Source organism: Spongiibacter tropicus DSM 19543 (genome assembly GCF_000420325.1).
Lineage (GTDB): Bacteria > Pseudomonadota > Gammaproteobacteria > Pseudomonadales > Spongiibacteraceae > Spongiibacter > Spongiibacter tropicus.
This window is the reverse complement of the sequence record NZ_ATUS01000006.1, coordinates 41,606-66,676: the sequence shown is the minus strand read 5'-3', so window position 1 is coordinate 66,676 and position 25,071 is coordinate 41,606. Positions and strand designations below refer to the sequence as shown.

23 protein-coding genes are annotated in these 25,071 nt (G+C 55.9%); 5 read left to right on the top strand and 18 right to left on the bottom strand.

Going from position 1 to position 25,071, the window contains the following annotated elements; translation table 11 throughout:
- Positions 1–2: 2 nt before the first annotated feature.
- A complete protein-coding gene (locus G411_RS0117955) occupies positions 3–887 on the bottom strand; it encodes a crotonase/enoyl-CoA hydratase family protein (RefSeq protein WP_022960589.1) in 885 nt (294 codons plus the stop codon).
- Positions 888–1,002: 115 nt separating this feature from the next.
- Here G411_RS0117955 and G411_RS0117950 point away from each other — a divergent pair, with 115 nt between their 5' ends.
- Both G411_RS0117950 and G411_RS0117945 read left to right on the top strand, forming a co-directional pair.
- Positions 1,003–1,713, top strand: a complete 711-nt coding sequence (locus G411_RS0117950) for a TetR/AcrR family transcriptional regulator (RefSeq protein ID WP_022960588.1) — start codon at positions 1,003–1,005, stop codon at positions 1,711–1,713.
- A 43-nt stretch (positions 1,714–1,756) separates the two neighbouring features.
- The gene (locus tag G411_RS0117945) at positions 1,757–2,695 is read left to right on the top strand and encodes an alpha/beta hydrolase (protein ID WP_022960587.1); all 939 of its coding nucleotides are present in this window, start codon (positions 1,757–1,759) and stop codon (positions 2,693–2,695) included.
- A 49-nt stretch (positions 2,696–2,744) separates the two neighbouring features.
- Here the strand turns inward: G411_RS0117945 and G411_RS0117940 are convergent, their stop codons facing one another.
- Entirely contained in the window at positions 2,745–5,276 is a 2,532-nt protein-coding gene (locus G411_RS0117940) for a TonB-dependent receptor (RefSeq protein WP_022960586.1), read from the bottom strand.
- A gap of 213 nt (positions 5,277–5,489) precedes the next feature.
- Complete coding sequence (locus G411_RS0117935) at positions 5,490–6,053, bottom strand: lipocalin family protein (RefSeq protein WP_022960585.1); 564 nt, start codon at positions 6,051–6,053, stop codon at positions 5,490–5,492.
- 188 nt (positions 6,054–6,241) lie between these two features.
- On the opposite strand from G411_RS0117935, the gene G411_RS0117930 reads away from it, so the two are divergent.
- A complete protein-coding gene (locus G411_RS0117930) occupies positions 6,242–7,240 on the top strand; it encodes a cytochrome-c peroxidase (protein WP_022960584.1) in 999 nt (332 codons plus the stop codon).
- A 64-nt stretch (positions 7,241–7,304) separates the two neighbouring features.
- Here the strand turns inward: G411_RS0117930 and G411_RS21110 are convergent, their stop codons facing one another.
- The 14 genes from G411_RS21110 to G411_RS0117860 all read right to left on the bottom strand — a co-directional run bounded on the left by G411_RS21110 (position 7,305) and on the right by G411_RS0117860 (position 22,977).
- Positions 7,305–9,449: a PQQ-dependent dehydrogenase, methanol/ethanol family gene (locus tag G411_RS21110; protein WP_022960583.1), complete on the bottom strand. Its 2,145-nt coding sequence runs from the start codon at positions 9,447–9,449 to the stop codon at positions 7,305–7,307.
- Positions 9,450–9,508: 59 nt separating this feature from the next.
- A complete protein-coding gene (locus tag G411_RS0117920; protein ID WP_022960582.1) occupies positions 9,509–10,942 on the bottom strand; it encodes a coniferyl aldehyde dehydrogenase in 1,434 nt (477 codons plus the stop codon).
- 183 nt (positions 10,943–11,125) lie between these two features.
- Complete coding sequence (gene rffA / locus G411_RS0117915; protein WP_022960581.1) at positions 11,126–12,268, bottom strand: dTDP-4-amino-4,6-dideoxygalactose transaminase; 1,143 nt, start codon at positions 12,266–12,268, stop codon at positions 11,126–11,128.
- Positions 12,268–13,161 (bottom strand): methionyl-tRNA formyltransferase, encoded by an 894-nt coding sequence (locus G411_RS21715; protein ID WP_022960580.1) that lies wholly within the window; start codon positions 13,159–13,161, stop codon positions 12,268–12,270. The genes rffA and G411_RS21715 overlap by 1 nt, the downstream gene beginning before the upstream one ends.
- The gene (locus G411_RS0117905; RefSeq protein ID WP_022960579.1) at positions 13,158–14,222 is read right to left on the bottom strand and encodes a TDP-N-acetylfucosamine:lipid II N-acetylfucosaminyltransferase family protein; all 1,065 of its coding nucleotides are present in this window, start codon (positions 14,220–14,222) and stop codon (positions 13,158–13,160) included. Before G411_RS0117905 ends, G411_RS21715 begins: the two co-directional genes overlap by 4 nt.
- Entirely contained in the window at positions 14,219–15,088 is an 870-nt protein-coding gene (gene rfbA, locus G411_RS0117900; RefSeq protein WP_022960578.1) for a glucose-1-phosphate thymidylyltransferase RfbA, read from the bottom strand. Before rfbA ends, G411_RS0117905 begins: the two co-directional genes overlap by 4 nt.
- The gene (gene rfbB, locus G411_RS0117895; RefSeq protein ID WP_022960577.1) at positions 15,085–16,161 is read right to left on the bottom strand and encodes a dTDP-glucose 4,6-dehydratase; all 1,077 of its coding nucleotides are present in this window, start codon (positions 16,159–16,161) and stop codon (positions 15,085–15,087) included. Before rfbB ends, rfbA begins: the two co-directional genes overlap by 4 nt.
- Before the next feature lie 19 nt (positions 16,162–16,180).
- Entirely contained in the window at positions 16,181–17,110 is a 930-nt protein-coding gene (locus G411_RS21710; RefSeq protein WP_022960576.1) for a glycosyltransferase family 2 protein, read from the bottom strand.
- Positions 17,111–17,118: 8 nt separating this feature from the next.
- On the bottom strand, positions 17,119–18,162 hold the full coding sequence (locus tag G411_RS0117885) for a glycosyltransferase (RefSeq protein ID WP_022960575.1): 1,044 nt from the start codon (positions 18,160–18,162) through the stop codon (positions 17,119–17,121).
- Positions 18,159–18,890, bottom strand: a complete 732-nt coding sequence (locus tag G411_RS0117880; RefSeq protein ID WP_022960574.1) for a YrbL family protein — start codon at positions 18,888–18,890, stop codon at positions 18,159–18,161. The genes G411_RS0117885 and G411_RS0117880 overlap by 4 nt, the downstream gene beginning before the upstream one ends.
- Positions 18,887–19,927 (bottom strand): glycosyltransferase family protein, encoded by a 1,041-nt coding sequence (locus G411_RS0117875; protein WP_022960573.1) that lies wholly within the window; start codon positions 19,925–19,927, stop codon positions 18,887–18,889. The genes G411_RS0117880 and G411_RS0117875 overlap by 4 nt, the downstream gene beginning before the upstream one ends.
- An 89-nt stretch (positions 19,928–20,016) precedes the next feature.
- Positions 20,017–21,162 carry a glycosyltransferase family 4 protein gene (locus G411_RS0117870; protein WP_022960572.1) on the bottom strand — a complete coding sequence of 382 codons (1,146 nt, stop codon included), beginning with the start codon at positions 21,160–21,162 and terminating at the stop codon, positions 20,017–20,019.
- Positions 21,159–22,076, bottom strand: coding sequence for a mitochondrial fission ELM1 family protein (locus G411_RS21095; protein ID WP_022960571.1), 918 nt, complete (start codon positions 22,074–22,076; stop codon positions 21,159–21,161). The genes G411_RS0117870 and G411_RS21095 overlap by 4 nt, the downstream gene beginning before the upstream one ends.
- A 7-nt stretch (positions 22,077–22,083) precedes the next feature.
- Entirely contained in the window at positions 22,084–22,977 is an 894-nt protein-coding gene (locus G411_RS0117860) for an LpxL/LpxP family acyltransferase (RefSeq protein ID WP_051151390.1), read from the bottom strand.
- A gap of 106 nt (positions 22,978–23,083) precedes the next feature.
- Between G411_RS0117860 and G411_RS0117855 the strand changes: the two genes are divergently transcribed.
- Positions 23,084–23,458 (top strand): diacylglycerol kinase, encoded by a 375-nt coding sequence (locus tag G411_RS0117855; protein ID WP_414711325.1) that lies wholly within the window; start codon positions 23,084–23,086, stop codon positions 23,456–23,458.
- Between the two features lie 131 nt (positions 23,459–23,589).
- Positions 23,590–23,862: a 30S ribosomal protein S20 gene (rpsT, locus tag G411_RS0117850; RefSeq protein ID WP_022960568.1), complete on the top strand. Its 273-nt coding sequence runs from the start codon at positions 23,590–23,592 to the stop codon at positions 23,860–23,862.
- 72 nt (positions 23,863–23,934) lie between these two features.
- On the opposite strand, the gene proB is transcribed toward rpsT, so the two are convergent.
- A complete protein-coding gene (proB, locus tag G411_RS0117845; RefSeq protein ID WP_022960567.1) occupies positions 23,935–25,062 on the bottom strand; it encodes a glutamate 5-kinase in 1,128 nt (375 codons plus the stop codon).
- Positions 25,063–25,071: the final 9 nt, after the last annotated feature.

Genomic DNA, 25,071 nt, shown 5'->3' with positions numbered 1-25,071 from the left:
GCTCAGCGGGTCTTTTTCCACGCGTCGTAGAACGGTGGCATATCGGTAGAAACGCGCCCCTGAAACTGCGCATCTCGCTTTTCCAGAAATGCGCTGACGCCTTCTTTGCCGTCGCCCTGGCTGAGGTAAAACATGCTCAATGAATCAATTTTATGGGCATCGAGGGGATGCGGCTGGGCGGAGTTGCGGTACATCATCTGGCGGGTCAAGGCGGTGGCAACCGGGGAACGGGCGGCCAGCCGTGCCGCGATGGCCTGGGCGTCGGACAACAGTTGATCCGGCGCCGACACGGAGCGAACCAGCCCGCCTCTCAGCGCCTCTGCCGCATCAAACACATTGGCCTCATAACACCACTCCAGCGCTTGGGAGAGACCGACAATACGCGGCAAGAACCACGTCGAGCAGGCCTCAGGCACAATCCCGAGACGACCAAAAACAAAGCCAATTTTCGCGTTTTCAGAGGCCAGGCGAATATCCATGGCCAATGTCATGGTAATCCCGATACCGACAGCGGGGCCGTTGATCGCAGCAATAACCGGCTTTTTACAATCGTAGATCGCCAGCGTGACACGGCCGCCAGTATCGCGAACGCCGTCAATCATTTCCTGCGTGTCCAACCGTGTTTCCATGTCCTCCAACGAGGGCTGCTGCGACTCGTCGAGGCCGAACACATTACCCGCTGAAGACAGATCCATCCCCGCGCAAAATGCCCGCCCTGCACCGGTCACCACGATGGCGCCTACGTCATCGTCGTCACTGGCCCGGCGGAATACCTGCTCAAGCTCATTGGCCATTTCCACGGTAAACGCGTTCAGCTGCTCCGGGCGGTTCAGCGTCAGCGTCAAGACGCGGTTTTCAAGGTGATAGTTAAGCGTTTGATATTCCATGAATACTCCCCATGTCGCGGGCCGACGAGCGACAGGCAGCCGAACCTTGTACTGACAGTTAATAGTGCACTTGCTAATATCTTAGCGTCTTTTTACCGATAAGGTATTTACGCTGATGGCTGACCGCGCCAAGCGCAAGTCCCCGGCTCGCAACGCCGCCAAGTCCGAGAAAAAACCGGCAAAGCGTTCGGGTGCCGGGCGTCCGAGTCGCCTCTCTCGGGAGATGATCATCGACACCTCGATGAAGCTGCTGGAGCAGTACTCGATTGAGGGCTTTACGCTGGCCAAGGTTGCCGAGGAATTGGATACCGTGTCGATGGCACTGTACAACTATTTCCCCAGTCGCGAAGCCCTCCTGGCGGAACTCTCCAATCACATCTGTAAGCAGTTTGAAATGCCCACCGCCCCCGCTGATCAAGCCTGGCAGCGCACGCTTGAGGACTGGGTCGCCACGCTTCGCACACTCGCCGCCCGCTATCCCATCATGATCAAGGTGACTGGCATTGATGGCAAAACCTCCTCAGGCTGGTTGCGAATTGCACGGATCGTCAGCACGACCCTGCAACAGGCGGGTTTCGAAGGCAGGGCATTGGCGATTAACAGCTGGCTATTTACCTGTGAAGCCATCGCACTCGTTAATGCCGAGCTGATGGGGGGCTTCCACTCCCCCATTTCCTTCGCACAATTGGATGAATTGGCACGAGAGGATCAGGAGCACTACCTGATGCTGCGCCCCTACCACGAGCAACTGAGCGCTCAAGCCATTCTGGATGAAGGGCTGGCCGACATGATTGCCACCTTGGAACGCAAGCTCGACGCCCCCTGACCCACATCGCCGTTACTGTGCACGCACACCGGAGCAAACATACATGGACATTCAACGGGTGCACCCGGACTTCCGCCGCACCGTCAAAGCGATTCCGGGTATTCCGGTACACAAGCGTCTGCTGCCGCTGCTGCGGACCCTGTCTCGCTCGCTGCCAAAACCGCGCTCCAGCGATCTGGTGACCATTAGTGAAGCACAGGCAGGCCCTACACCACTGCTGCTTTATCGCCCTACGAGAACGCCTCCAGCAGGCGCCATACTCTGGATTCACGGCGGTGGTTACGTACTGGGTTCGCATCGGATGAATGCGATCGACTGCAAACGCTATGCACGCAAACTGAATCTGTTGGTGGTATCCGTCGACTATCGCTTGGCACCACAGACGCCATTTCCCGGCCCGCTGGACGACTGCATGGCGGCCTGGGATTGGATGCAGGAAAATGCCGATACCCTGAACATCCGCCGCGACCGAATCATCGTCGCCGGTCAATCGGCGGGCGGCGGTCTGGCTGCTGCGCTGGTGCAAAAACTCTGCGATATCAGCCCGGTTAAACCGCTTGGCCAGATTCTTTACTACCCCATGCTGGATGATCGCACCGCACTTCGCGAGGAGCTGACACAGCAGGGGCACTTTGTCTGGAACAATCGCAACAACGCCGCAGGCTGGGCTGCCTACTTGAATCAGGCCGCTGGAGGATTGCACGCGCCGAACTACAGCGTGCCATCTCGTCGTGCCTCATTGACTGGCTTACCGCCTACCTGGCTGGGTGTGGGCGATATCGATCTGTTTTACGAAGAAGACTTGCGCTATGCAGAGCGTCTTGCCGCTGGTGGCGTAGATTGCCGGCTGTCAGTCGTTGAAGGGGCACCTCACGCCTTCGACGCGCTTGCGCCGACATCGAGGCTGACCCGGCGGTTTATGTTTGAGCAGTACCGTTTTATTCGGCAGCTGTTGGAGAATGCCGGAAAACAAGCGGCATAAAAAAACGCGACCTGCAGGCAGGTCGCGTTGTGAGATTGGCAGGCAGCGCTTAGAAGCGGTAACGCACATCCAGGCCGTAGGTGCGCGGCGGACCGTACTGCTCGGTAATCAAACCCAGGCTTTGGAAGTTAATGCCAAAGGTCGGGTAGTCGTCATCAGTGATATTGTTCACCCAAAGCGAGACACTGAGATCGCCCTGCTTCACCGGGATATCCCGCAGGCTGAGACGGCCATTGACGATTAACCGCTCGTCCATCGGACTCAAGTCATATTGGTAGGGCTCCTCCCCGCCCATGCCATCACTGGTCACCGAACTCACAAAACCAATGGAGTTCCACTGGTCTTGCCAGGTAGCGTCGAGGAAAAGATTAAAGGCCCCGATAGACGTTGTGGCGAAGGTGTAATCCAAGCTGGCATTCACCTTATTACTCGGCGAATTACTGCGCTTGGCAAGATCGTCGGCCTCAATACAGGTATTGGCATCGCAGGTATCGGGATACTCTTCAAAATCCCCGTGGATATAGGAATAACCCAGACTGACCACCATATTCTCTATCGGCGCGGCAGACACCTCCAGCTCGCCCCCCCAACGCTCGGCGCGGCCGGCATTGATGATCGTGGTGGTTGCCTGGCCACCCGGGGATATCGACACGGTACTCGTCTGCATATCATCGTAGTCATAAGCGTACAGCGAACCGTTCACACGCAGCCGGTTTTGGAACCAGTCAGACTTCACGCCAACCTCCAACTGCTTCATCAACTCTTCTTCAAAGCCGTTATCGAACACTTCACCATTAAAACCGCCGGAACGATAACCGGTTGCATAGCGAACGAAGGCATTAAGCTGATCCGTCACATCGTAGGCAACAGTGGCGTTATAACTGAAGTTGTAAAAGTGATTATTGCGATTTGCCATCTGCGCGGGCGACAAACCAAACGGAGTCAGGACAGCACCAAAATCATAGTCGATAGCCTTCTTCTCTTCGGTATAACGCAGCCCCACGGTTAGCGCGAGCCGATCACTTAAACTGGCAAAGCGATAGGTGCCCTGTGTATAGGCTGCACGCGCCGCGGTATTGAGCTCATATTTCTGAGCTTGGACACCCGCCAGCGGCGACGAGAAATTAGCTCGCCGATCGAACTTTGATTCGTCGCCAAACCAATACAGGCCCAACACATAGTCCAGTTGCTGAGTGGCACCCAGCCATTGGAGTTCTTGCGAGACCTGTTCGTAATTCGACAGCGTGTCCTGCTTGGTGTGACCGGCACCAATCTGATCTACTGCGCCCCACAAGGCATCAATGCCTGGATTGCTCGCCCCGAAACTCGACGGATCGGCGTATAGCTGTAGCAAGGTAGCGTGTAAGTTATCGTTGTAAGCGCCGATCCCATTTGCATCGAGGCTGCTATCGATATCGTCGATATCCCCAAAGACATAGGTTTCAATATCGCGATACGCCGTGATGGATTTGAAGGTGACGTCCCCCAGTAAACCTAGCTCACCGAGATTCCATTCTGCAGTAATCGCATGCCCGTTGGACTCATTCTCACTGGTTGGCGTGTCATCAGCCCAACCCCCATCCGGTCGCCCCTCGCCGCGAGCTTCAGCGCGTTCATACGCCGCTATTGTTTCATTGATCGACGGTATCCATCGCGCGGCGATCCGGGGATCTGCAACCGGATTCAGGTTAAAGCCCTGCGCTGCAGGCAACACCGTATTTCGCAGGAAATCAACGCGATTGGTGCCCTGCGTTGTCAGCGGTGTAAACCCCACCACTTTCTGCAGAGAGCCGTTCTCATCCAGCTTGCTGTAGTCATAGGCGTAGTCCACCACAAAGCTGTCGCTCAGATGCCAGCGCAGAGCACCGCGCCAGGCCCGGCGATTCAGGCTGTCGAAATCTCCGCCGCCGGAGTAGTTGTCATAGAGGCCGTCCCGGTCTTTGAACATAAAGCTCACGGCGGCATCGAGGCGACCGGCGCCTTCGCCAATCTCACCAATCGAGTCAAAATCGACATTAGTCTTCAAGGTGCGGGCGCGGTAATTACCAATACCCACCGTAACGTCGGCGGCAAATTCACCCAAGGGCTTGCGGGAAATCACATTCAGCGCGCCCGCCGTGGAGTTGCGGCCATAGAGTGTGCCCTGCGGCCCGCGCAGAATCTCGATGCGCTCGATCTGGGCAACGTCCATGGCGGTACCCAGCATTTTGCCGACATACACACCGTCGATATACATGCCCACCGCCGGGTCCAGAGAAATATTATTGGCGCCGCCAGCGGAAACGCCACGAATGCTCATGCCCAAGGCGCCTCGCGAACCGGGAACGGTTGCACCGCCCATACCGGGAATGGAGCCAAACATATCTTCTGCGTTGGTAATGCCGCGTTTCTCGATGGCATCGCTGGTCAGTGCGGTAATGGAGATCGGCGTATCCTGCAGGGATTCGACACGTCGCTCGGCGGTGACCAGAACTTCTTCCAGCACCTGTGCCGACGCGCTCAACGGCTGGGTAACGGCCAAGGCGATGGCGACCGGCAGCGACGCCCGTGCCAGTCCGGACAATGCGTCCATCTTCTTCATGCTTCCACTCCCTTATCATTATAAGTATGAGAGTTGCTTCTCTCGTTATTGTTATTGCGATTGCTGCATGTAAGTTACGAGGTATTAGCTACCTCACACATACAGTTAGCACCGTTTCTGTGCACATGCAATCTGCTAACGGGAAGTAGGAGCGTAAGTAAAATATGAAACACCCAAACGGGTGAGGCGCTCAGAACGGGGTTCTGTGGCAGCTCAATCGCCCTGAGGGAAAGGCGCTCGGCGCGACTCGGCCTCTGGCCACTGCTGCGGCTGCATGCGGAATTTTGCCATGTCGTAGCCCATCTCAGCGATACGCTTTCGCAAAGCCTGCAGGCGCGCTTCCGGCAAACTCGGTGAGCGCGCCATCAACCAGACATAGTCTCTCGCGGCGCGTGCAATGATGGTTTCGCGGTAATCCTCGGACACATAGGCAATGCGATAATCCGCCTCAAACGGCCAAATGAATTGCATCTTCCATTGAGCATTACCGGTGCCGGGAACAATCTCCGCTGTGGGCCGATAAGTTTTCAGCGGGGATGAAAAGCTGCCGTTGCGAAACTGGTAGGCAACTGCAACGCCCCCGTCCTCACGCAAGGCATAACTTTCGATACCATTGTGAGCGTTGCGCTCAGGGAACAACGGTATGAAGCCGATGACGTACCAGTCTCCCATAAAGCGCTCAAGATCAACGCTAGCGGACACGGGCAGCGCCTTACGTGGACTGACACACGCCAATAGCAGCGAGATGGGCAATGCCAATAAAACCAAGCGACGCATAGTGTGCTCCAGATAATGAGTAGCTAGCATCACTACGCTGGCAGCAGCTAAACAGAGCACCTGCGGCAGGAAACGCCGCGCGATTCATTGTTAAAAACTATTCTGACGATAGGGACTACGAATTTCACCGCGTCGCAACACGCCGATAGAATTGCGGCTTTCTTTTTTTGTTAGGGAGCGTAAAAGCCGTGTTCAAGAAGACTCTTGCCATTGCCTGCCTAAATATTGCCGGGATCCTCGCGGCGACATCAGCAGCGGCCGACGCCGGGCTTCGTGCCCAGGCTCAAACTTTTTTCAAACCCCTGCCGGAAAGCATGCCGGGGGCAGAGAACGACAGCCCAGCGCTGATTTCACTCGGCGAAAAACTCTATTTTGAAACTGCCCTGTCGATCAATGGCGAGCAGTCCTGCAATAGCTGCCACCAGATCAACAATCAGGGCGCCGGCGTGGACAACAACCCCACCTCTCCGGGCGCACTGGAAGGCCGCTTTGGCAATCGCAACTCACCCAGTGTGTTTAACGCTGGCTTCCATCTCGCCCAATTTTGGGATGGCCGCGCCGCTGACCTGAAAGAGCAAGCCAAGGGCCCGATCCTCAACCCGGTAGAAATGGCGGTACCCGATGAGGCAACCGCAGTGAAACGACTGCGCAAGGCCGGTTATGAAGACGCTTTCGCCAAGGCGTTCCCCGGCGAAGACAGCGCTCTGAACTACGACAATGTCGCCGCTGCGATTGCCGCGTTCGAACGTACACTGATCACCCGCGATCGCTTTGATGAGTTCCTGAAGGGCAATGACACAGCCTTGAACGCGCAAGAGAAACAAGGCCTGAAAACCTTCATATCAACCGGCTGCATTGCCTGCCACAGTGGCGCGCTGCTGGGCGGCTCCATGTACCAGAAAATGGGTAGTGTGAATCCCTATGCCAATACCGAGGACAAAGGCCGCGAGGAACTGACCGGCAAGGCCAGCGACCGCTATGTGTTCAAGGTGCCGTCACTACGGGATATTTCCCGCACCGCCCCCTATTTCCACGATGGCGCGGTGGCGACACTGGACGAAGCGGTCAAGCAGATGGCCTGGCTGCAACTGGGTCGCGAGTTGAGCGATGCCGATACCGCCAGCATCGTCGCGTTTCTAAACGCGCTGGAAAACACACAGCCGGTCACCTTGGCCCAAGCCAAATAGGACAGCCCGCCCAAACAAAAAAGCAGCCCGAGGGCTGCTTTTTTTATTCCTGAAAATGGCGCGCTTACCGCGCGGGCACCAGACGTTTTTCGCCGCGCTCATGCCCCAGCCGTGCCTGCTCAATCACATAGGCTTTAATCGCTTCGGCCTCGCGTTCCGATACAAACTCACCACGAGCGGGCATTCCTAACGACGCCATCGCACCATCGCGAACGATGGCCTGCCAGCTATCACCGAGATCGTTGATACGGTAGCGCAGGTCACTGATCAAACCGGCACTGATCGCATTGCCGCCGTGACACACGGAGCAATACAGATTAAACAGCTCTCTTCCTTCCGCGCGCTGTTCGTCCGTTCCCGGCTCCAGCGTCGGCTTTGGCAGTCGCTGTTCAGTCACCTCAACGCTTGGCAGCTCCGCCTCGGCCCCGAGCTTGTAGACCATCAGTCTGCTGATATTAATCATATTGCGCGGCCCGGAAACCGCCCCGTAAGGCAGGCCACTGATCCCACCCCAGCCTTGCGCCACCGCAATGTACTGCTCTCCATCGAGCGAGTAACTCATCGGCGACGCCATCAATCCGCCCTGAACATCTGTTTGCCACAGCACTTTGCCGGTGTCGGCCGCCCTCGCCCTGAAGATGCCGTCCAAATCGCCCTGGAATAACAGATTCCCAGCCGTCGACAGCAGACCGCTACTGGAGAAATAGCCGCCCTCGGCGCGCCAAACCTCCCTGTTACTGGCCGGATCGCGGGCGACCAGCACCGATTTCAGCAGCATTTCGCCCATTTGCGCACGCTGCTCAACGGGAACCGCGTCGGGGACTTCGAGCATGGGAGCGATGGCATAGTTGGTATTCCAAACACCACCACGATCCTTTGCGGAAAAGTCATCGGCGTAGATCGCCCCCGACACCATTGCGGGAATATAGACCAGTCCGGTTTTCGGGCTGTAGCTCATGGGCTGCCAATTGTGGGCACCGCTGGGCGCGGGCTGGACCATGCCGGGGAAGCTGCCATCGCGCAGCCCCGGTGCCTCAACCGGGCGACCGGTTTCCATATCGACATGACTGGCCCAGTTCACCGGCATGTACTTTTCAGCAGACAGCAACTCGCCCGACTCGCGATCCAGCACATAAAAGAAACCGTTTTTCGGGGCCTGCATAATGACCTTGCGCGGCTCGCCATCAATGGCGATATCCGCAAGAATCATGTGCTGGGTGGCGGTGTAATCCCAGCTGTCGCCGGGCGTGGTCTGGTAGTGCCAGACATACTCACCGGTATCGGCCTTCACCGCGACGATGGAGGACAGGAACAGGTTATCCCCCTTGCCCTCACTGCGGATCTTACGGTTCCAGCTGGAGCCGTTGCCCACACCGATATACAGCAGGTTCAGCGCCGGATCGAAAGCGAAGGAATCCCAGGCCGTGCCGCCGCCCTTGCCGTTCTCCCACCATTGGCCGTACCAGGTTTTGGCTATGCGCGCTTGCGTCGCATCTTCAAAACCCTCTGCAGGATTGCCCGGCACCGTAAAGAAGCGCCAGCGCTGCTCACCGCTTTCGGCATCGTAGGCCGTCACATAGCCGCGAACCCCGAGCTCGGCCCCCCCGTTGCCGATAATCACCAGACCGTTAACAATGCGTGGCGCGCCCGTCACGGTGTAAGGATCCTCAGTGTTCAGCCGGGTATCGACCTGCCAGACCAGTTCGCCGGTGTTGCGGTCCAGGGCATTCAGGCGTCCGTCATAACTGGCGGCATACACCTTGTCCCCCCACAGAGCGGCACCGCGATTCACCGCATCACAGCAGCCTCGAACGCCGTAATCCTTTGGCACCTTGGGATCGAAATGCCACAGCGGTTCACCGCTTCTGGCGTCGAAAGCCAGTACATGCCCCCAGGATGCGGTTACATACAACACGCCATCGGCCATCAGCGGTGTCGCTTCAATACCGCGGCGGGTGGGCAGTGGTGCAAACCAGGCGAGTCCCAGTTCCTTAACCGTCTGATCATTAATTTGAGTAAGCGGGCTGAAACGCTGCTCGGCGTAATCGCGGCCATGACTCAGCCATTCCCCTTGCTCGGCGGACACAATTCTTGCGCCGGTCACCGGCTGCAGGTCCGGCTCATTATTTGCCACGGGCTCGCGACTGCAAGCTGACAGACACAACACGGCGATGGCGGCACACGCCGCCCGTTGAACATTAAGCATCATTCCCCCGAATGTTTATTGTTTTGCTGTGTGGGAAGACAGAGGGCCGCAGCCCTCAGAATTCAGGACTTCAATTTCAATAGCAGGTTGTAGAAGCGGGTTGCGAAACGGCCATAGGGCGGCCGCAACCAGCGCATGGGCGAGAAGCCCGGCTGGTAGAAGACGGGACGCAGCTTGCTGAACGTCACGAAACCTTCATAGCCGTGATAATGACCCATGCCACTGCCACCCACGCCGCCAAAGGGCATATCGTGTTGCGCCAGATGATACAGGGCGTCGTTAACCGTCACCCCACCCGACATGGTGCGCTCGATATACTGCTCGGCCAAGGCGCGGCTATTCGTGAAAGGGTAAAACGCCAGTGGCCGATCATTGGCGTTGATGTAAGCAATCACTTCATCCGGCTGTTCATACTCCATCACCATCAGCAGCGGGCCAAAGGTTTCGCGCTGACGAATGATCATTTCCGGCGTGGTATCCAGCACCAGGTGCATGGCGAGCTTGCGCAGCTCAGGATCGGACTCCGTTTCGTTCAGACACAGCACTGTCGCACCCTTGTCGCGCGCATCCCGCAGGGTGCCCTGCAGTCGCTCAAAAGCACGCTCGTCAATAATCGCCGTGTAGTCCTTGCTGCGAATATCCGGGCAGTGTTTCGCCGCATACGCTTGCGCCTCCTTGATAAAGGCCTCGCGCTGAGAACGGTGCACAAACACGTAATCCACGTTGGTGCAGATCTGCCCGGCGTTGAACTGCTTGATAAACATGATCCGCCCTACCGCTTTCTCAAGCGGGTAGTCGGGGTCAATTACCGCCGGGGCTTTGCCTCCCAGCTCCAGCACCACCGGCGTCAGATTCTGCGCCGCCGATGCCATCACTGAACGGCCGGTCTGGCCCGACCCGGTGAACACCAGCAAGTCGAAGGGCAGTTTGGAAAACTCAATGCCGACGCCGCCGGTTTCCTCAAAAAATTGCAGTTTCTCCGCGGGGAAATAATCGGCGCTCAGTTTGCAAAGCAGCGCCGTCAGCGCGCGCGAGTTTTCCGACATCTTCACCATCGCGCGGTTACCCGCCGCAAACGCCTGGGCAATGGGCACAAAGCTCAGATTAATGGGGAAATTCCAGGGGACAATAATACCGACCACGCCCAGCGGTTGTGGAATCACCCGGTTTTTACCACCGGGAAACATGCTGTGATCGACATGGCGTTTCTGCACCCGCATCCATTTTTTAAGGTGCTTGAGCGTGTCGTTGATCGAATCCGCCACCGAAATCACCTCGGCAAACAGACTCTCATGGCGGGAACGGTTACCGTAATCGCTGTTGATGGCCTCGATGATCGCCTCGCGATTTTCCATCAGCATTCGCTTTAAGCTGAGCAAATCCTGACGGCGCTCCTCCCGACTTGGCACCGGAGCCGCCAAATAGGCCGTACGTTGTTTGTCGTAAACGTCACGCAGCGGAGCAGCGTTTCCCGCTGCGGGTTGAATCGCGTTCATCGTTGTCTCTCCTTCTCGTTCGCTGGCGGCCCACCTGTACACACAGACAACCGAGGGCAACATTAACCCTCGATACTAGCTGCCACATTTGGGAGTTGCGATGAGAAGTCCGGACAAATTTACAGGGGGCACTATCGGTCATGACCAACCTGGCAACATCTGGACTGATGTCTGAAAAGGCAATTACACGCCGTAGAAGTTGCTCACTTCGTCAGTAACCCGCTCAATAGCAAGTTCACTCATCCCGAAGTAGAGAGGCAATCGCAGCAATCGCTCACTTTCTACCGTTGTGTAGCGATCCTCACCATGAAAGCGACCGTGATCACGCCCGGCTACGGCTGAGTGTAAAGGCACATAGTGAAAGGCCGCTTGGATATCATGTTCTTTTAGGTATGTGATCAGCTCCCCACGTTCATTCAAGTCTTTAACTTTCACATAGAACATGTGCGCATTATGGTCACACTCCGCGGGTATTGTTGGCAGCTGAATACAATCACGCTCAGCCAAAGGCCTCAGCGCCTCACTATAGGCATGCCAGGCACGTAGCCGATCCGAGATAATTCGATCAACATATTCCAGCTGCCCCCACAAATATGCGGCCTGCAGCTCACTCGGCAAATAGCTACTACCGATATCCACCCAAGAGTACTTATCGACAGCCCCCCTGAAAAACTGGCTGCGATTAGTACCCTTCTCACGAATAACCTCAGCTCGGTCAGCGAACTCCTGGTCATTGATCACCAAAAGACCACCTTCGCCACCACTGGTAATATTTTTTGTGTCATGAAAACTAATTGCAGATAAGTGCCCATGAGTACCCACCGCAGCACCGCGATAAAAAGCTTGGATAGCCTGTGCCGCATCCTCAATGACGTATAGACCATGGCGATTTGCCAACGCCATAATTGCATCCATTTCGCAAGCGACTCCTGCGTAATGCACGGGCACTATAGCGCGGGTTCTAGCTGTAATAGCCGATTCAATTAACTGTTCATTGAGATTCATCGTATCCGGCCGTACGTCGACAAATACGATCTTCGCTCCGCGCAATGCAAAAGCATTTGCCGTACTGACAAAGGTATAGCTCGGCATAATGACTTCATCGCCGGGCTGAATATCAATCAACAGCGCAGCCATTTCCAGCGCATGAGTACAAGAAGGCGTCAGCAGTGTTCTAGCACACTGCAGTTGTCTATCGAACCACTGCTGGCAACGCTTACCGAATGGGCCATCTCCGGAAATTTTTTCACTACCCATCGCCTGAAGCACATACTGCTGCTCATTTCCGGTAAAAGGGGGGCGATTAAATGGAATGGCGTTTCTCATTAACAACTCTCAAAGCGTGAACGAAATCTAAAGCTACCGAGCAACGACTCTCCATCAGCCCCACGGAGATCTGTAATCTTGAGCAAACCAGAGCCACATACAACCACGGGGAACTTCTCGTTCATAAATATGACTTTGCCGATATGGGCATTGCGATTTTCAATAGCAACGTCGGCAAATTCTTCGCCTGCGCATACACGCACTTCATTCCCTGAAACAATCGCGGATGCCCCTTTGTAGGGATAGCCCACTGCATCAATGAATCGAGCAATATCCGCTGCAGAGCAAGTGAAATCAATACGGTAATCTTGTTCATCTCGCCACAGGCTGTAGCTGGCTTCAGCGTCGTCTTGAGGCGTGCCCTTTACCACACCATCTCGCTGGATAAGATACCCAACGTCGACAGTTAACTTTGCATAGAGCCTCCCAGCTAACTCGATTGCATCGGCAATCTTGATTGGATATTCAACGGCCAGCGATGCCTGGGCGACGATATCTCCGCGATCATACTCACTCGCCGCTAACAGCGCCGTCACAGCGATATATTCCCGACCATCAATGAGCATATTCACCAAGGGAGCAAAGCCACGGTATTTCGGCAACGGGGAGTCATGAAACACAACCAATTTCTCCCCGTCATCAATCAACCAGCGCCAGCCTATGGCAAAACACGCATCGCATTTATCTGCAGCTATGCTTATATCTGCCCCGCGCTCGAAAAAAGGCAAGCCAATGTCGGCGCAGTATTGCGAGATATCGTCGAAGGCATCGTACTGAATAGCTGAATCCCGCGCCGCTTCAACAAAAGAAACCGCTGCATTGCCGAACTCGACAACGAATGCCTGCAAGGCCAGCAAACCTTTACGGCCGATAATGTAAAAACCAACGTTCATAACGGTGCAAACAGCTCTTTATACTGCCTGATCAAATTTTCTTCAGAGAAGACATCAGCCACTATTTTCCGATTTCTCTCTGCGAGACCAAGCTCAAGAGGAGCGAGATCCAGAAACTCAATATCAAAGACTTTAATCCCCTCATCGGCAAACAACCTCCAAGGTGTTATGTCACTTCGCATATACACCTTTTTCCCCAGCCCCAACAGGCTAATTATGTTCCCCATAGCCTGCTGTCTACGATGGTTAAAGATCGCAATATCCACACTACTGAGCAAGCGAATATAGTCGTCCAACGGCATGAATCCAGTAATTGCCTCAAATTTTTCACCGAACAAGCGCCTACCTTCTGCAATCACTTCTTCGGCGTACTGCTTCCGCCCGTATGAAAGTGGCGCGACAATGCGAATGTTCTCACCAGAGAATCGGGAAAGACGCGACAGGGTATCCAAATGTTCGTTTCTGGGGTCTGCAGAATTACCCACCAACACCACCCTCTCATCACCGGACACCTCGTGATCAACTACCGGAAATGACTTATAGAGGTTACTGGGGTACATAAAGCAATAATGTGCCACTCCCTCCGCACCATACCAATCTCGGGCCAGAGCGACATCCCCAGCTATATAGCTGACCAGGTGGCCCATACGGCGGATAACAAATGCTCTGACACGTTCAAAGTTATTCGCCGTAAAACTGCGTTTCCGAAAAATATAGTGATAGAGATCAGCTCCCCATATCACCCAATAGCATCTGGGCAACACCCAAAATTGTAGGGCAAGTATTTTGACCAGATCTTTTGCGAACAAGCCATGCAGAAAAATTTTCTCAGCTTGCCTGAACTCGCAATAGTACAAACGAAATAGCGCTAGACGGCCTACAACCTTGGGAACGACTACCACATTCTCACGTTCCTGGATGGGAAACTTACTGTCTTCACGGATGATGAAACGATGCTCTTTGGCGTCAAAATGCTGATCGACAAAATCAATGAATGGCTCAGTAAACTTCTGAGCATTCATACAATGAACAATTCTCATCTCAGGCTGAGCCGTGTTCATTTGCAACTCAGCAACGACAACAGATAGTCACCATAACCACTCTTACCGAGAGAGTGCCCCAGACGTTCGATATCATTGTCAGTCAACCACCCGCGGAAGTAGGCGATTTCCTCCAGGCAAGCAATCTTGTACCCCTGCCGCGACTCTATCGTTTCAACAAAGTGTGCGGCAGCAAGCAAGCTATCATGCGTCCCGGTATCCAGCCAGGCAAAGCCCCTGCCCAACAGCTCAACATGTAACTCGCCCTTCTCGAGGTAGGCATTATTGATACAGGTTATTTCTAGCTCACCACGCTCAGAGGGCGTAATCTTCTTCGCGATATCGACAACTTGGCTGTCATAGAAATACAAACCAGTCACCGCAAAATGGCTCTTCGGCTTGGTGGGTTTCTCCTCTATTGATAATGCCCGTCTCTGATCGTCAAACTCAACCACGCCGAAACGCTGAGGATCCTTGACTTGATAGCCAAATACCGTCGCCCCTGAGCGCTTTTCCGCAGCGGCTTCCAACATTGGGCGAAAACCTTGCCCGTAGAAAATATTGTCGCCGAGAACCAAGCAAACACTCTCACCGCCGATGAATTCCTCACCGATAATAAAGGCCTGCGCCAAGCCTTCCGGCTTCTCCTGTTCAGCGTACGCCAGGCGTATACCAAAGTCGTGTCCATCACCTAGAAGGCGTTTGAAGGCTGACTGATCTTCCGGCGTAGTGATAATCAAGATATCTCGAATACCGGCCAACATCAGCACTGAAAGCGGGTAATAGATCATCGGTTTGTCGTAAACAGGCAAAAGTTGTTTAGACACTCCTTTGGTGATGGGGTGCAATCGAGTGCCACTTCCACCCGCCAAAACGATACCCTTCATTTTTCTTCCCCTTGGGTAACTCCGAGCCGCTCGCGCTGATAGCTTCCATCTTGGACCCGTTGACACCATGAGAGGTGACCTAGATACCAATCAACGGTTTTTTCTATGCCACTTTTGAATGTTTCTCGCGGAACCCAACCCAACTCTCGCTGGATTTTTCCAGCATCGATTGCGTAGCGCTTATCATGCCCAGGCCTATCCTGAACAAAGCGTATTAACTCGCTGTAACTCTCAATGCCCGCCGGGCGATCAGGACGTCGCTTATCAAGGAGGTCACAGATACACTGAACGACACTGAGATTGGTCTTCTCATTGTGACCGCCAATGTTATAGGTCTCGCCAACTTTACCTTTCAAAAGAACTGTCAACAGAGCCCGGGCGTGATCTTCCACATACAGCCAGTCGCGAACCTGATCGCCTTCGCCATAGATAGGCAAAGGTTTCCCCTCTAGAGCATTGAGAATGACCAACGGAATCAGTTTTTCTGGAAAGTGGTAGGGACCGTAGTTGTTTGAGCAATTCGTCAGCAATATAGGCAAGCCGTAAGTTCGCCCCCAAGCACGGACCAAATGATCGGAACTCGCTTTGCTGGCCGAGTAGGGCGAACTGGGGGCATATGCCGTGGTTTCAGTAAACAGTCCATCTGGCCCTTCCAGGTCACCGTACACCTCATCGGTAGAGATATGGTGAAAACGAAACGCTTGGCGTCCCTTGTTATCAAGGCTAAGCCAGTATCGGCGAGCCGCCTCCAGCAGGGCGTAAGTTCCAACGACATTGGTCTGTATAAACTCTGCCGGCCCATCAATCGAGCGATCGACATGGCTCTCTGCGGCGAGATGCATCACCGCACTGGGCCTGTGCTCGTCAAAGACTCGCGCGACGGCAGCCTGATCACAGATGTCGACCTGCTCAAAATGGTATCGGGTATTGCCATCAAGGCCCGGCAATGACTCTAGGTTGCCCGCATAAGTAAGCTTGTCGAGGTTGACGACAAGATGATCGGTATTCGCCATGATGTGGCGAATAACCGCCGAGCCAATAAATCCTGCACCGCCAGTAACCAATATTTTCATCACAATATACTCGGCGACACTATGCGCCCTCTATTTCCTTATAACTGTCAGCCTCTGCACCAAACAAGCCACTCAGCACCCCAACGCTTCGTGATAGCTTCATCAGCGCTTTGTAATAGGGGACGGGTAAGAAACTGATGCGGGCAAGTAATGCCAGTAACGCATACATCGCGATCTGCACAATTGAGGAAAATAATAAGCTCGTAACGGTTCGTCCCGCCGCGCGCTTTCTTCGCGCCAAGGTGATCCCGGCTCGGTATTTGCGCTTAGCCAGCCACCGACTGCTCAGCCGAGATAGCGGTATTTCCTCGTGGACGCGAGCGTCCGCACACTCGAAAATTTTTACCCCACGCTCAACAGCTGCGCAGAAGAAAATCGTATCAGTTCCCCCCGCGAGTGGCCGACTTTCGTCGAACCGCAAGGCCAAATCACGCGTAACGAAGATAGGAATCAGCACATTATTGGTCGCGCAGCTACCGAGCTCCGTGCCGGTGGCACGACGTTTTTCAAAGAAAATTTCTCGCATATACGCCGGCGCACCCTCGGGCAACTCGGGCACCACGCCACCGTGAACGACCGCTTGCCCCCCCAGCTGTATGGCATAGCCATACAACTCACATAGCCAATTTGGCTCTACCCATTCATCATCGTCGATAAAAATAAGGTAATCGGCACCGTGCTCATGCGCCACATCAATCGCGTTATTTCGGGCACAAGGAATGCCCCGCTTCCGCTCGAGCTGGTAAACAAGCTCGTCGCCAAAATGCGGCGCCCACTGATCAAAAACAGGTCTGGCTGACCCGTCTCGGTCGTTGTCGATAACAGAGATCAACAGCCGAATGCCATGCGGTCGCTGCATCGCCGCCAAACTGCCCAGCGCCTGACTCAGCAACCGGGGGCGCTGACAACTACATATGGCAATATTGATTAATGGCTGCGCGTCATTCATGCCGGCGTTTATCTCTCGCAATGAATTCGATTGTAGAAGTCCAGGTAAGAAGACACGATCACCTCGCGGCTGTAGGTACTGGCATACACGTCCGAGGCATTGTCCACCCACTGCTGACGAAGCGCCTGGTTACCCAGAGTCCGCTTTATCGCCTCCGTCAGTTGGCCAACATCGTCAATATCGGTGAGTAGACCGGTTTTTTCATTCTCGATAACTTCGCCCGGCCCTTGCGAACGGGTGGCAATAATGGGACAGCGATGAGCAAAAGACTCCATCACGATGGAGCCTAGCCCTTCGTGGCGCGAGGGACAGACGAAGGCATTGACACTGCGCATCAAGGCGGTGACGTCGTTACGCCAGCCCAGGAAGCGCACCCGCTGGTCCAGGCCCAACTCTGTGCAGAGAGACTTCAGCGATTGCTCTTCCGGGCCGCTGCCCGCCAACCACAGAAATGCATCGGGCACATCCACCAACGCACGCAACAGGGTGTCGAAGCCCTTGTTCACGTGCAAACGTCCTGCCGCAAGCAGCAGGGGCACATCTGCCGGCGTATTGAAACTGTCTCGGGGGAGCGGCTCGACGGGCGTTTCATCGGCAAAGTTGGGAATGTGCACCACGCGATCTTCAGGCATGCCGCCCTCAATCAGATGGCGGCAAATACCTTTGCTGATTCCCACCCAGTAGTCGGCCTGCTGATAGTATTTAAGCTTGTAATAATGCCCCAGACGGTTGACCAGCACATAGTCGCCCTTGGGGGTGGCGGCGCTTGCGCGCCCCATCCAGGTCATCACCACGTCAGGATTGAAGTTGTTTAGCCGGCGGCGATATACCCAGCTATCGTAGAAATCGAGACTGCCGCCAAAACGAAAGCCCTCTGCGTCCACGCCCTGGCTGCGCAGGGCATCCAGACGGTGCCCATGTCGGCGAATAAACGCGCGTTCGTCAATCTGGCCTGATGCCTGAAGCGCCACGCTCAAACGTACAAAGAAGTTTTCGGCACCACCATGTTCGGCACCGGCGAGTACCTGCGCGACACGCAGTTTATCGCTCATGACTGTTCTTCCTTACTGGGCGGCGCGACACTGTCGTCAACGCCATTGTGATAAAGCAAACCGTGTTCACCGGGAAACTGCTCGTGCTTGCGGGTCTCCAGCAGCGTCTCAATACGGTGGTGGAAGTTGTCGACCTTACGCTGGGTTTTGCTGCGTTGCAGCCAAAGGGGTTGCCAGTGCATCGGAACCAGATTGCCGCTTCCCAGACCGTCGATCACCACCAGACGCCGAATAGCGTCCTCACTCTCTTGGTAATCTCGCTGCACCACCACGTTGTGAACGAGAAGGTCCCGCGAGGGCACACAGTAGCGCAGCCAGTGCTCGCAGAGCTGCTGCACGGCGCGCTGGCAGTCTTCACTGTAACCGCGCTCCCAGACGTACTGCTTGAGCGTGATGGAAATACGGCCGTCGCTGTCGCGGATCAGTTCTGACACCAACCCCCGCCCCATATCGGTATCGACAAAGCCGTAACAGCGGCTGACGTGATCAAAAATACCGTCGGGGTAGTGCTGCTGAAAACTGCGCATGACCTGATATTCTTCAAGGCTGTCATCGAAGCTGGACAGGGGTTTCAGGTTTTTGGGAAAACCCTTTTTGCGACGCACATCCTCGAGCGTAAAATCAGGTCGGCGGACTTTTACGCAGCGCGCAGGCTCACCGGGGTCGATAAAGCAAAGCCGGTTGCCTCCCCTTGCAAAAGGCTGCTGCCCCCCCAGCCGCAAGGTCATTTCATACTTCCATCAAGATGAATGTCACGCGCCCAAACATAGTCGTGGCTGAACGGCTGCTGCAAACTGGCCTCAACAATATACTGCGCATACAGACGGGAATTCATTTCTGTGTGGAAAAAATCCCGGCAGCGCCCCGCCCAATGCTGACGCTTGGCATCGTCGTGATGGAAATCGCGAATCTTTGCCAGCAGGTCTGCCTCGTCGTCAAAGTAGACCGCCGTCTCGCTCGGTAGCAACTCATCAAAACGCGGCCCACTGTGGGTAAACTGCAAAATGCCGTTGCCCGCCAGTTGTGCCATTCGCGCCGAGGAATACCAGTAGTCCCCTTCCTGACGATTGAGGTTCAAGCCCATTTTGGTCTGCGCCAACGCGCGATCGTAGTCGCGCCCCCACACCGGCGCCTCACCGAAGCTGCCGAAGGTGCGGAAGTTCATGTCGTTCTGGACTGCGGCCTTGATGCGACCGACCATTTCCAGTCGCTTGGTAAATTCTGTGGCGTTGCTGCAAAACAGCAGGTCGATGGGCAAATCGGTTTTCTGCGAGTTATCCAGCACTTCCACCGACGTTTCGACAGGATTAGGCATGTGATAGAGACGGGCGCCAATGCCTTCAAACTGGCGAAGTTCCCGGCGCCCGGTTGAGACAAACACGGCGTCCACCACCGATGCCCGGCTTTTAATTCGTTCGACATTGCTCGGTACGAACAAGGGGTCGTTGTTGCAGTGCACCACCACGCAGTTGGGGTTGCGCTGTTTGATTTCTACCAGCGTGTCGTTGCTGATCATGTCGCAGTGGCCAGCGATAAGCAGATCGGGCTCCATAGCCTCAACCATTTCCAGTAAGCGCTTGTTGGCTTTGCCGACGCCAAAGTCGCGAATACCTAGTGGCGCCTCAAACGCAGCGATATCCCGGTCGCTAAACGTCTGAAGATAGTGGTCGTTTTTAATCAGGCCAAAACTCAGTTTCTGTGCCCAGCTCACCCGGGTCTGGCCGTAGCGGCGCAGTTGCTGGTAGGCAACGTGTAGTACTCTCATTGTTATCTCGCAGTTTGCGGCGTCAGCGCCCGACTCAAGCCGCCGACTATACCATTGCCCCCCGTTGCCGTCAGGCTAGGGAGAGGGGCTTATTGGGCACAATTGCCAAGCAGGTGATAGTACACATTCAGGGTGCTTTGCACCTGCTGGTCCAGATAGTATTCGGGCGGCAGGCTGATATGGTTATCGGCATCCAGAAGGTCGGCCACACGGGCAGCAAAGCCCACCACGTCGTCGGGCGCGACCAGGCCCTGAGGGAAGCCCGCGTTCAGCGATTCACTGGCACCGCCGCGATCATAGGCCACTACCGGCGTACCAGAGGCCAGCGACTCCGGCACCGTGCGGCCAAAGGGTTCTTCTTTGTTCGACATGTGGCAGGTCACAGAAGCCAATCGATAAAACTGGGCAATGTCACTGCGGTGGCCGACAAAGGTCACCGCCTCTTCCAAGCCCAGCTCGCGACGCTGGTCCAGCAATTCCTGCAAATAGTGTTGCTTGCCCGGCTCTGCATCGCCGACCACTACGCCATGGCAATCGGGGCGAAGGCGCACCAGTTGCACCATCATCGTGAGAAACACTTCTTGCCCTTTCCAGCGCGACAGGCGGCCGGGCATCAGGATCAGCGTTTTTCCTTCCAGTTCGGGATACTCGCGATAAAGGACCTGGCGCCAGCCGTCGATATCGCCATGCGCAGCAAAGGCGCTGGCATCCAGGCCACGGGGCACCAGCGTGATTTTGGATTCCGGCAGGCGATAATTATCCACCATGTATCGCTTCACACACTGGGAAATGGCAATACAGTGCTCCGCCTTTGCCATAATGGCGCTGTAAGCATTGACGGAGTACATACCGTGAAAAGTGCTCACCAACCTCGGGCGTGTTGCCACGGGCAACTTGCGCCAAGCCAGCCAGGTGAGCCAGGCCGGTACGCGCGAGCGCACGTGGAGGATGTCGGCATCCAGCGACTGCAAGAGACGCCGCAATGGACGAACCTGCCAGAGAGAGCCCAACGACTTACGATGAATCGGCAGCTCAATATGGCGACTGCCCTCAGCACTCAACTGCTCGACCATCCGCCCGCCGCTGGAGATGACTATCGATTCATGCCCCAGACGAACCAGTTCGCGGGCAAACTCCACCGTGCCGCGCTCCACTCCCCCCGCATTCAAGGCTGGCAGCAACTGGACGACACGCAGCGGTCTCGCATTGGAAAGAGATTGCTGATCGGCATTCATGAAGCGGACTCCGTACGTTCCAGCAACCAGTCGGCGGCACGATCGGCCTCCCACAGTGGCTGCGTTGATGGCGGCAGCGCCTGACTCACATCGCAATGCTCAAACGCGGAAGCCAGCCCCTTATCGATAACCTGCTGCATACTCCGTGTCACCCGGGAGTCCCGGAGTGGCTCCAAGCGCAACAACCCTGTTGCCGCACCGGAGGTGATGCACTCATAGACCATGGACACGCTATCGCGACTCACCCAGACCTGCCCGACTTCAGCCAGTTGCCCGGGCAGCCATCCAGGCCCGCATTCCGCATAGGGAATAAGGGTCACATTGTCAGCGGGCAGCGCCCGGAGCTGCTCCATCAGCTCTGGCGGGCTGCGAGGCGAATCGCCAATACGCCAGTGTGTATTGGGCTGGCTTGCAAGGATTACCGCCACCTGCGCGACGACAGCAGCGCTATCCCAGTCAAAGTGCTTGTTGATGCCACCGAGCAAGATCAGGCCGATGTCGTCTTCACGTCCACGGTATGTCGGTACGATACTGTTCAGCACGCCGCGGGTGACCAACACAGCAGGGCGTTCGGGCGGCGCATCATGAGCGGGAATCATCGCCGCATCGAACAACGCCAGCGGCAGGCTCGGTTTCATCAGCACCAGCGAACGAGCTGCACAGCGCCACGCCGTCCACAAGAGAGGAATATGGCAGCGACTTCCCGCCGCGATCACCCAATGGGGGGGACGCTCAGCGGAAAACTGCGCAAGCAAGCCTGTGCGCCCGGTCTTTTTAAAGGGCGTTTTGGAGATATCCAACCAGCGGACTTCGCAAGTTCGCTTGGCTTCAAGCCTCGACACCAGCCCGCGCAGTTGATTGAGGTGACCCAGACGGCCATCTGTGATTATCCAAAGGCGCAACACGTCTCGCATAACGGCCTCAATACACCTTTTCCGCACCCGGCGGACGCGTTTTAAAGCGGCGGTGTACCCACATATACTGCTCTGGCGCTCGCCGGATATTTTTCTCTACCTGCGCCATCACCGCCTGGGCATCGCGGGTCGGATCATCACTTGGAATATCTGCCAGGGGGATAAACTCCAAACGAATCCGGCGGCCGCGGTCCAGTCGTTGCTGATCGACAAATACCACCTGCGCACGCCCACTTTTAGCCAGCGTTGTCGTTGCCAATGTGGTTGCCGCCGGCACACCGAAGAACGACACGAAATCAGCCGACTTTCGTCCGTAATCCTGATCGGGCAGGTAGAAAAGACGGTGCCCCTGACGAAGCCGCTTCAGCGCGCGCTTGAAGTCACGCCGATGAATAGGCTCCCCATATCGCCCCCGAGCCCGACTCATCAACCATTCCAGCACCGGGTTTTTCTGTCGACGGTAGAAGGAATCGGACGGAAACCGTCGGCCCAGCAGGGCTCCGCCGACATCGATCGAAGTAAAGTGGGAACCCAGCACAATCACACCGCCTTCAGCCTCATCCAGGTAGCGCTCACCGACCAGCTCCAGCGTCACACCCAGTCGCTCAACAGGTGTAAACCAGGTGCGCAGCGTTTCCATCAGACCAATGCCCTGGTTGCGCATGGTCTGCTTCAGCAAGGCACGTCGCTCGACCTCACCCAGCTCAGGAAAGCACAACGCCAGATTCGTTGCCGCGATATGGCGGCGGCGACCCGCAAAACGGTAAAACAGATCTCCCAGAAAGCAGCCGATCAAGTAGTTGGCGCGCTGCGGCAGCGTTGCCAGCACAAACATGCACACAACGCCCAGCCAAGTTGGCCAGTAACGCGGGTGAAGGAGTTGTCGCGGAATTGTCATCATCCTGCTACTAAACTGTGGTATCCGAAGGTCTTTACGTATTGACCGTCAAAAGATCGGCATTGTACACCTATTGTCGGCCGAGCCTGCGAGGAGCAGTGAAATTACCATGATGAATAAACCGGGCCGCACCGGCCTGTGGCGCATTCTGGATGCCACCCGCTACTCGCAAAAGGGATTGCGGGCCGCGTGGCAGCACGAAGAAGCCTTCCGGCAGGAGTGCACGCTGGCCGCACTGATGCTGCCATTGGCCTTCTGGCTCGGCAACACGGCATTGGAACGCAGCGTGCTGATCATCCCTGTGTTGCTGGTAGTGATTGTAGAACTGATCAACTCGGCCATTGAAGCCGCCATCGACCGCATTGGCCCGGATCGCCACCCGCTGTCAGGCCAGGCCAAGGATATCGGCTCAGCAGCCGTATTTATCAGCCTGCTGCTGTGCGCCACCGTATGGGGAATGCTGATTATTGAGCGACTGCGCTGAACTGCGCCCCACACCCCCTGAAAAGCGCAACAAAAGCGGGCGGAAGCAGCGATACCTCTTGACATGCTGCCCCCGAAACTGAATAATCCACCGCCTAAATTTTCAGCGCATGTTCTAGAGGAGTAATCAGGGTGGCAAATTCCCCGCAAGCAAAGAAACGCGCAAGTCAGGCGGAGAAACGTCGCACTCATAACGCCAGTCTGCGCTCAATGGTTCGCACCTACTTGAAGAAAGTCGTAGCGGCAATCGAGTCTGGCGACCAGGAAGCCGCTAAAGCAGCCTACGCTGCTGCCGTGCCGGTTCTGGATCGCACCGCCGATAAAGGCATTTTCCACAAAAACAAGGCAGCACGTCATAAGAGCCGCCTGAATGCCCGCATCAAGGCGATGGGCGAAGCGGCGTAATTCAACGCTCTTCGACCTCCATAAAAAAACCCGCTTGAAGCGGGTTTTTTTATGTCTGCCAATAGCCCAAGCCTAAAACACCACCATATTGTCGCGATGGATCAGCTCAGGCTCCGCGAGATAACCCAGCACATCCGCAATCTCGGCACTGGCCCTACCGGCAATTTTTTGCACTTCTGCCGCACGGTAGTTGACCAAGCCCCGAGACACCTCATGCCCCTCAGGGTCAACACAACTGACCAGATCACCGCGCTCGAACTGCCCCTGAACAGCGGTTACACCAACGGCCAGCAAACTGCGCCCCTGCTGGCGCAACACCCTTGCCGCCCCCGCATCCACATGCAGCGTTCCACGCAGTCGTAACTGCCCCGCCAACCAGTTCTTGCGAGCCGTCATCGGCGCCTCTCGCGCCATCAACAAGGTGCCCAGCACCTCAGCCGCCATCACGCGAGTCAGCACATCCGGCTCGCGACCGCCGACAATCAGCGTATCCGCACCCGCTCGCGCCGCCAGCCGCGCCGCACGCAATTTAGTCTGCATACCGCCGCGACCGAGACTACCCGCACTGCCTCCCACCATGGCATCAAGCTTGCCGTCCACCGCATCGGCCTCGACCACCAACTCCGCATTTGGATCATGGCGCGGATCACTGCTAAACAAGCCTTTCTGGTCTGTGAGAATGATCAGTGCATCTGCATCGATCAGGCCGGCCACCAGCGCAGCCAGGGTATCGTTATCGCCAAAACGGATTTCATCCGTCACCACGCTGTCGTTCTCATTCACGATAGGCAGCACTGACAAATCAAGCAGAGTAAGCAGGGTATTGCGCGCATTCAGATAGCGATCGCGCGCGGAAATATCATCGTGGCCGAGCAGGATCTGTGCGGTATGCAGGCCGTGTTTACGGAAGCGCGTTTCGTAGGCCTGCACCAGCCCCATCTGGCCCACGGCTGCCGCCGCCTGTAATTGATGCAGTTCTTCCGGCCTACTTGTCCAGCCAAGCCGCGTCATCCCCTCGGCGACCGCCCCCGACGATACCAGCACAATCTCACAACCACGCTGGCGCAGCGCTGCCAATTGAGCGACCCAGCCATCCAGCCCCTCGACATGCAGCCCCTGACCATCATTGGTCAACAATGCCGATCCGATTTTCACCACGATACGCCGCGCAGCCGCGAGGCGCTGACGACTGTCTGTCACGCTAATCCG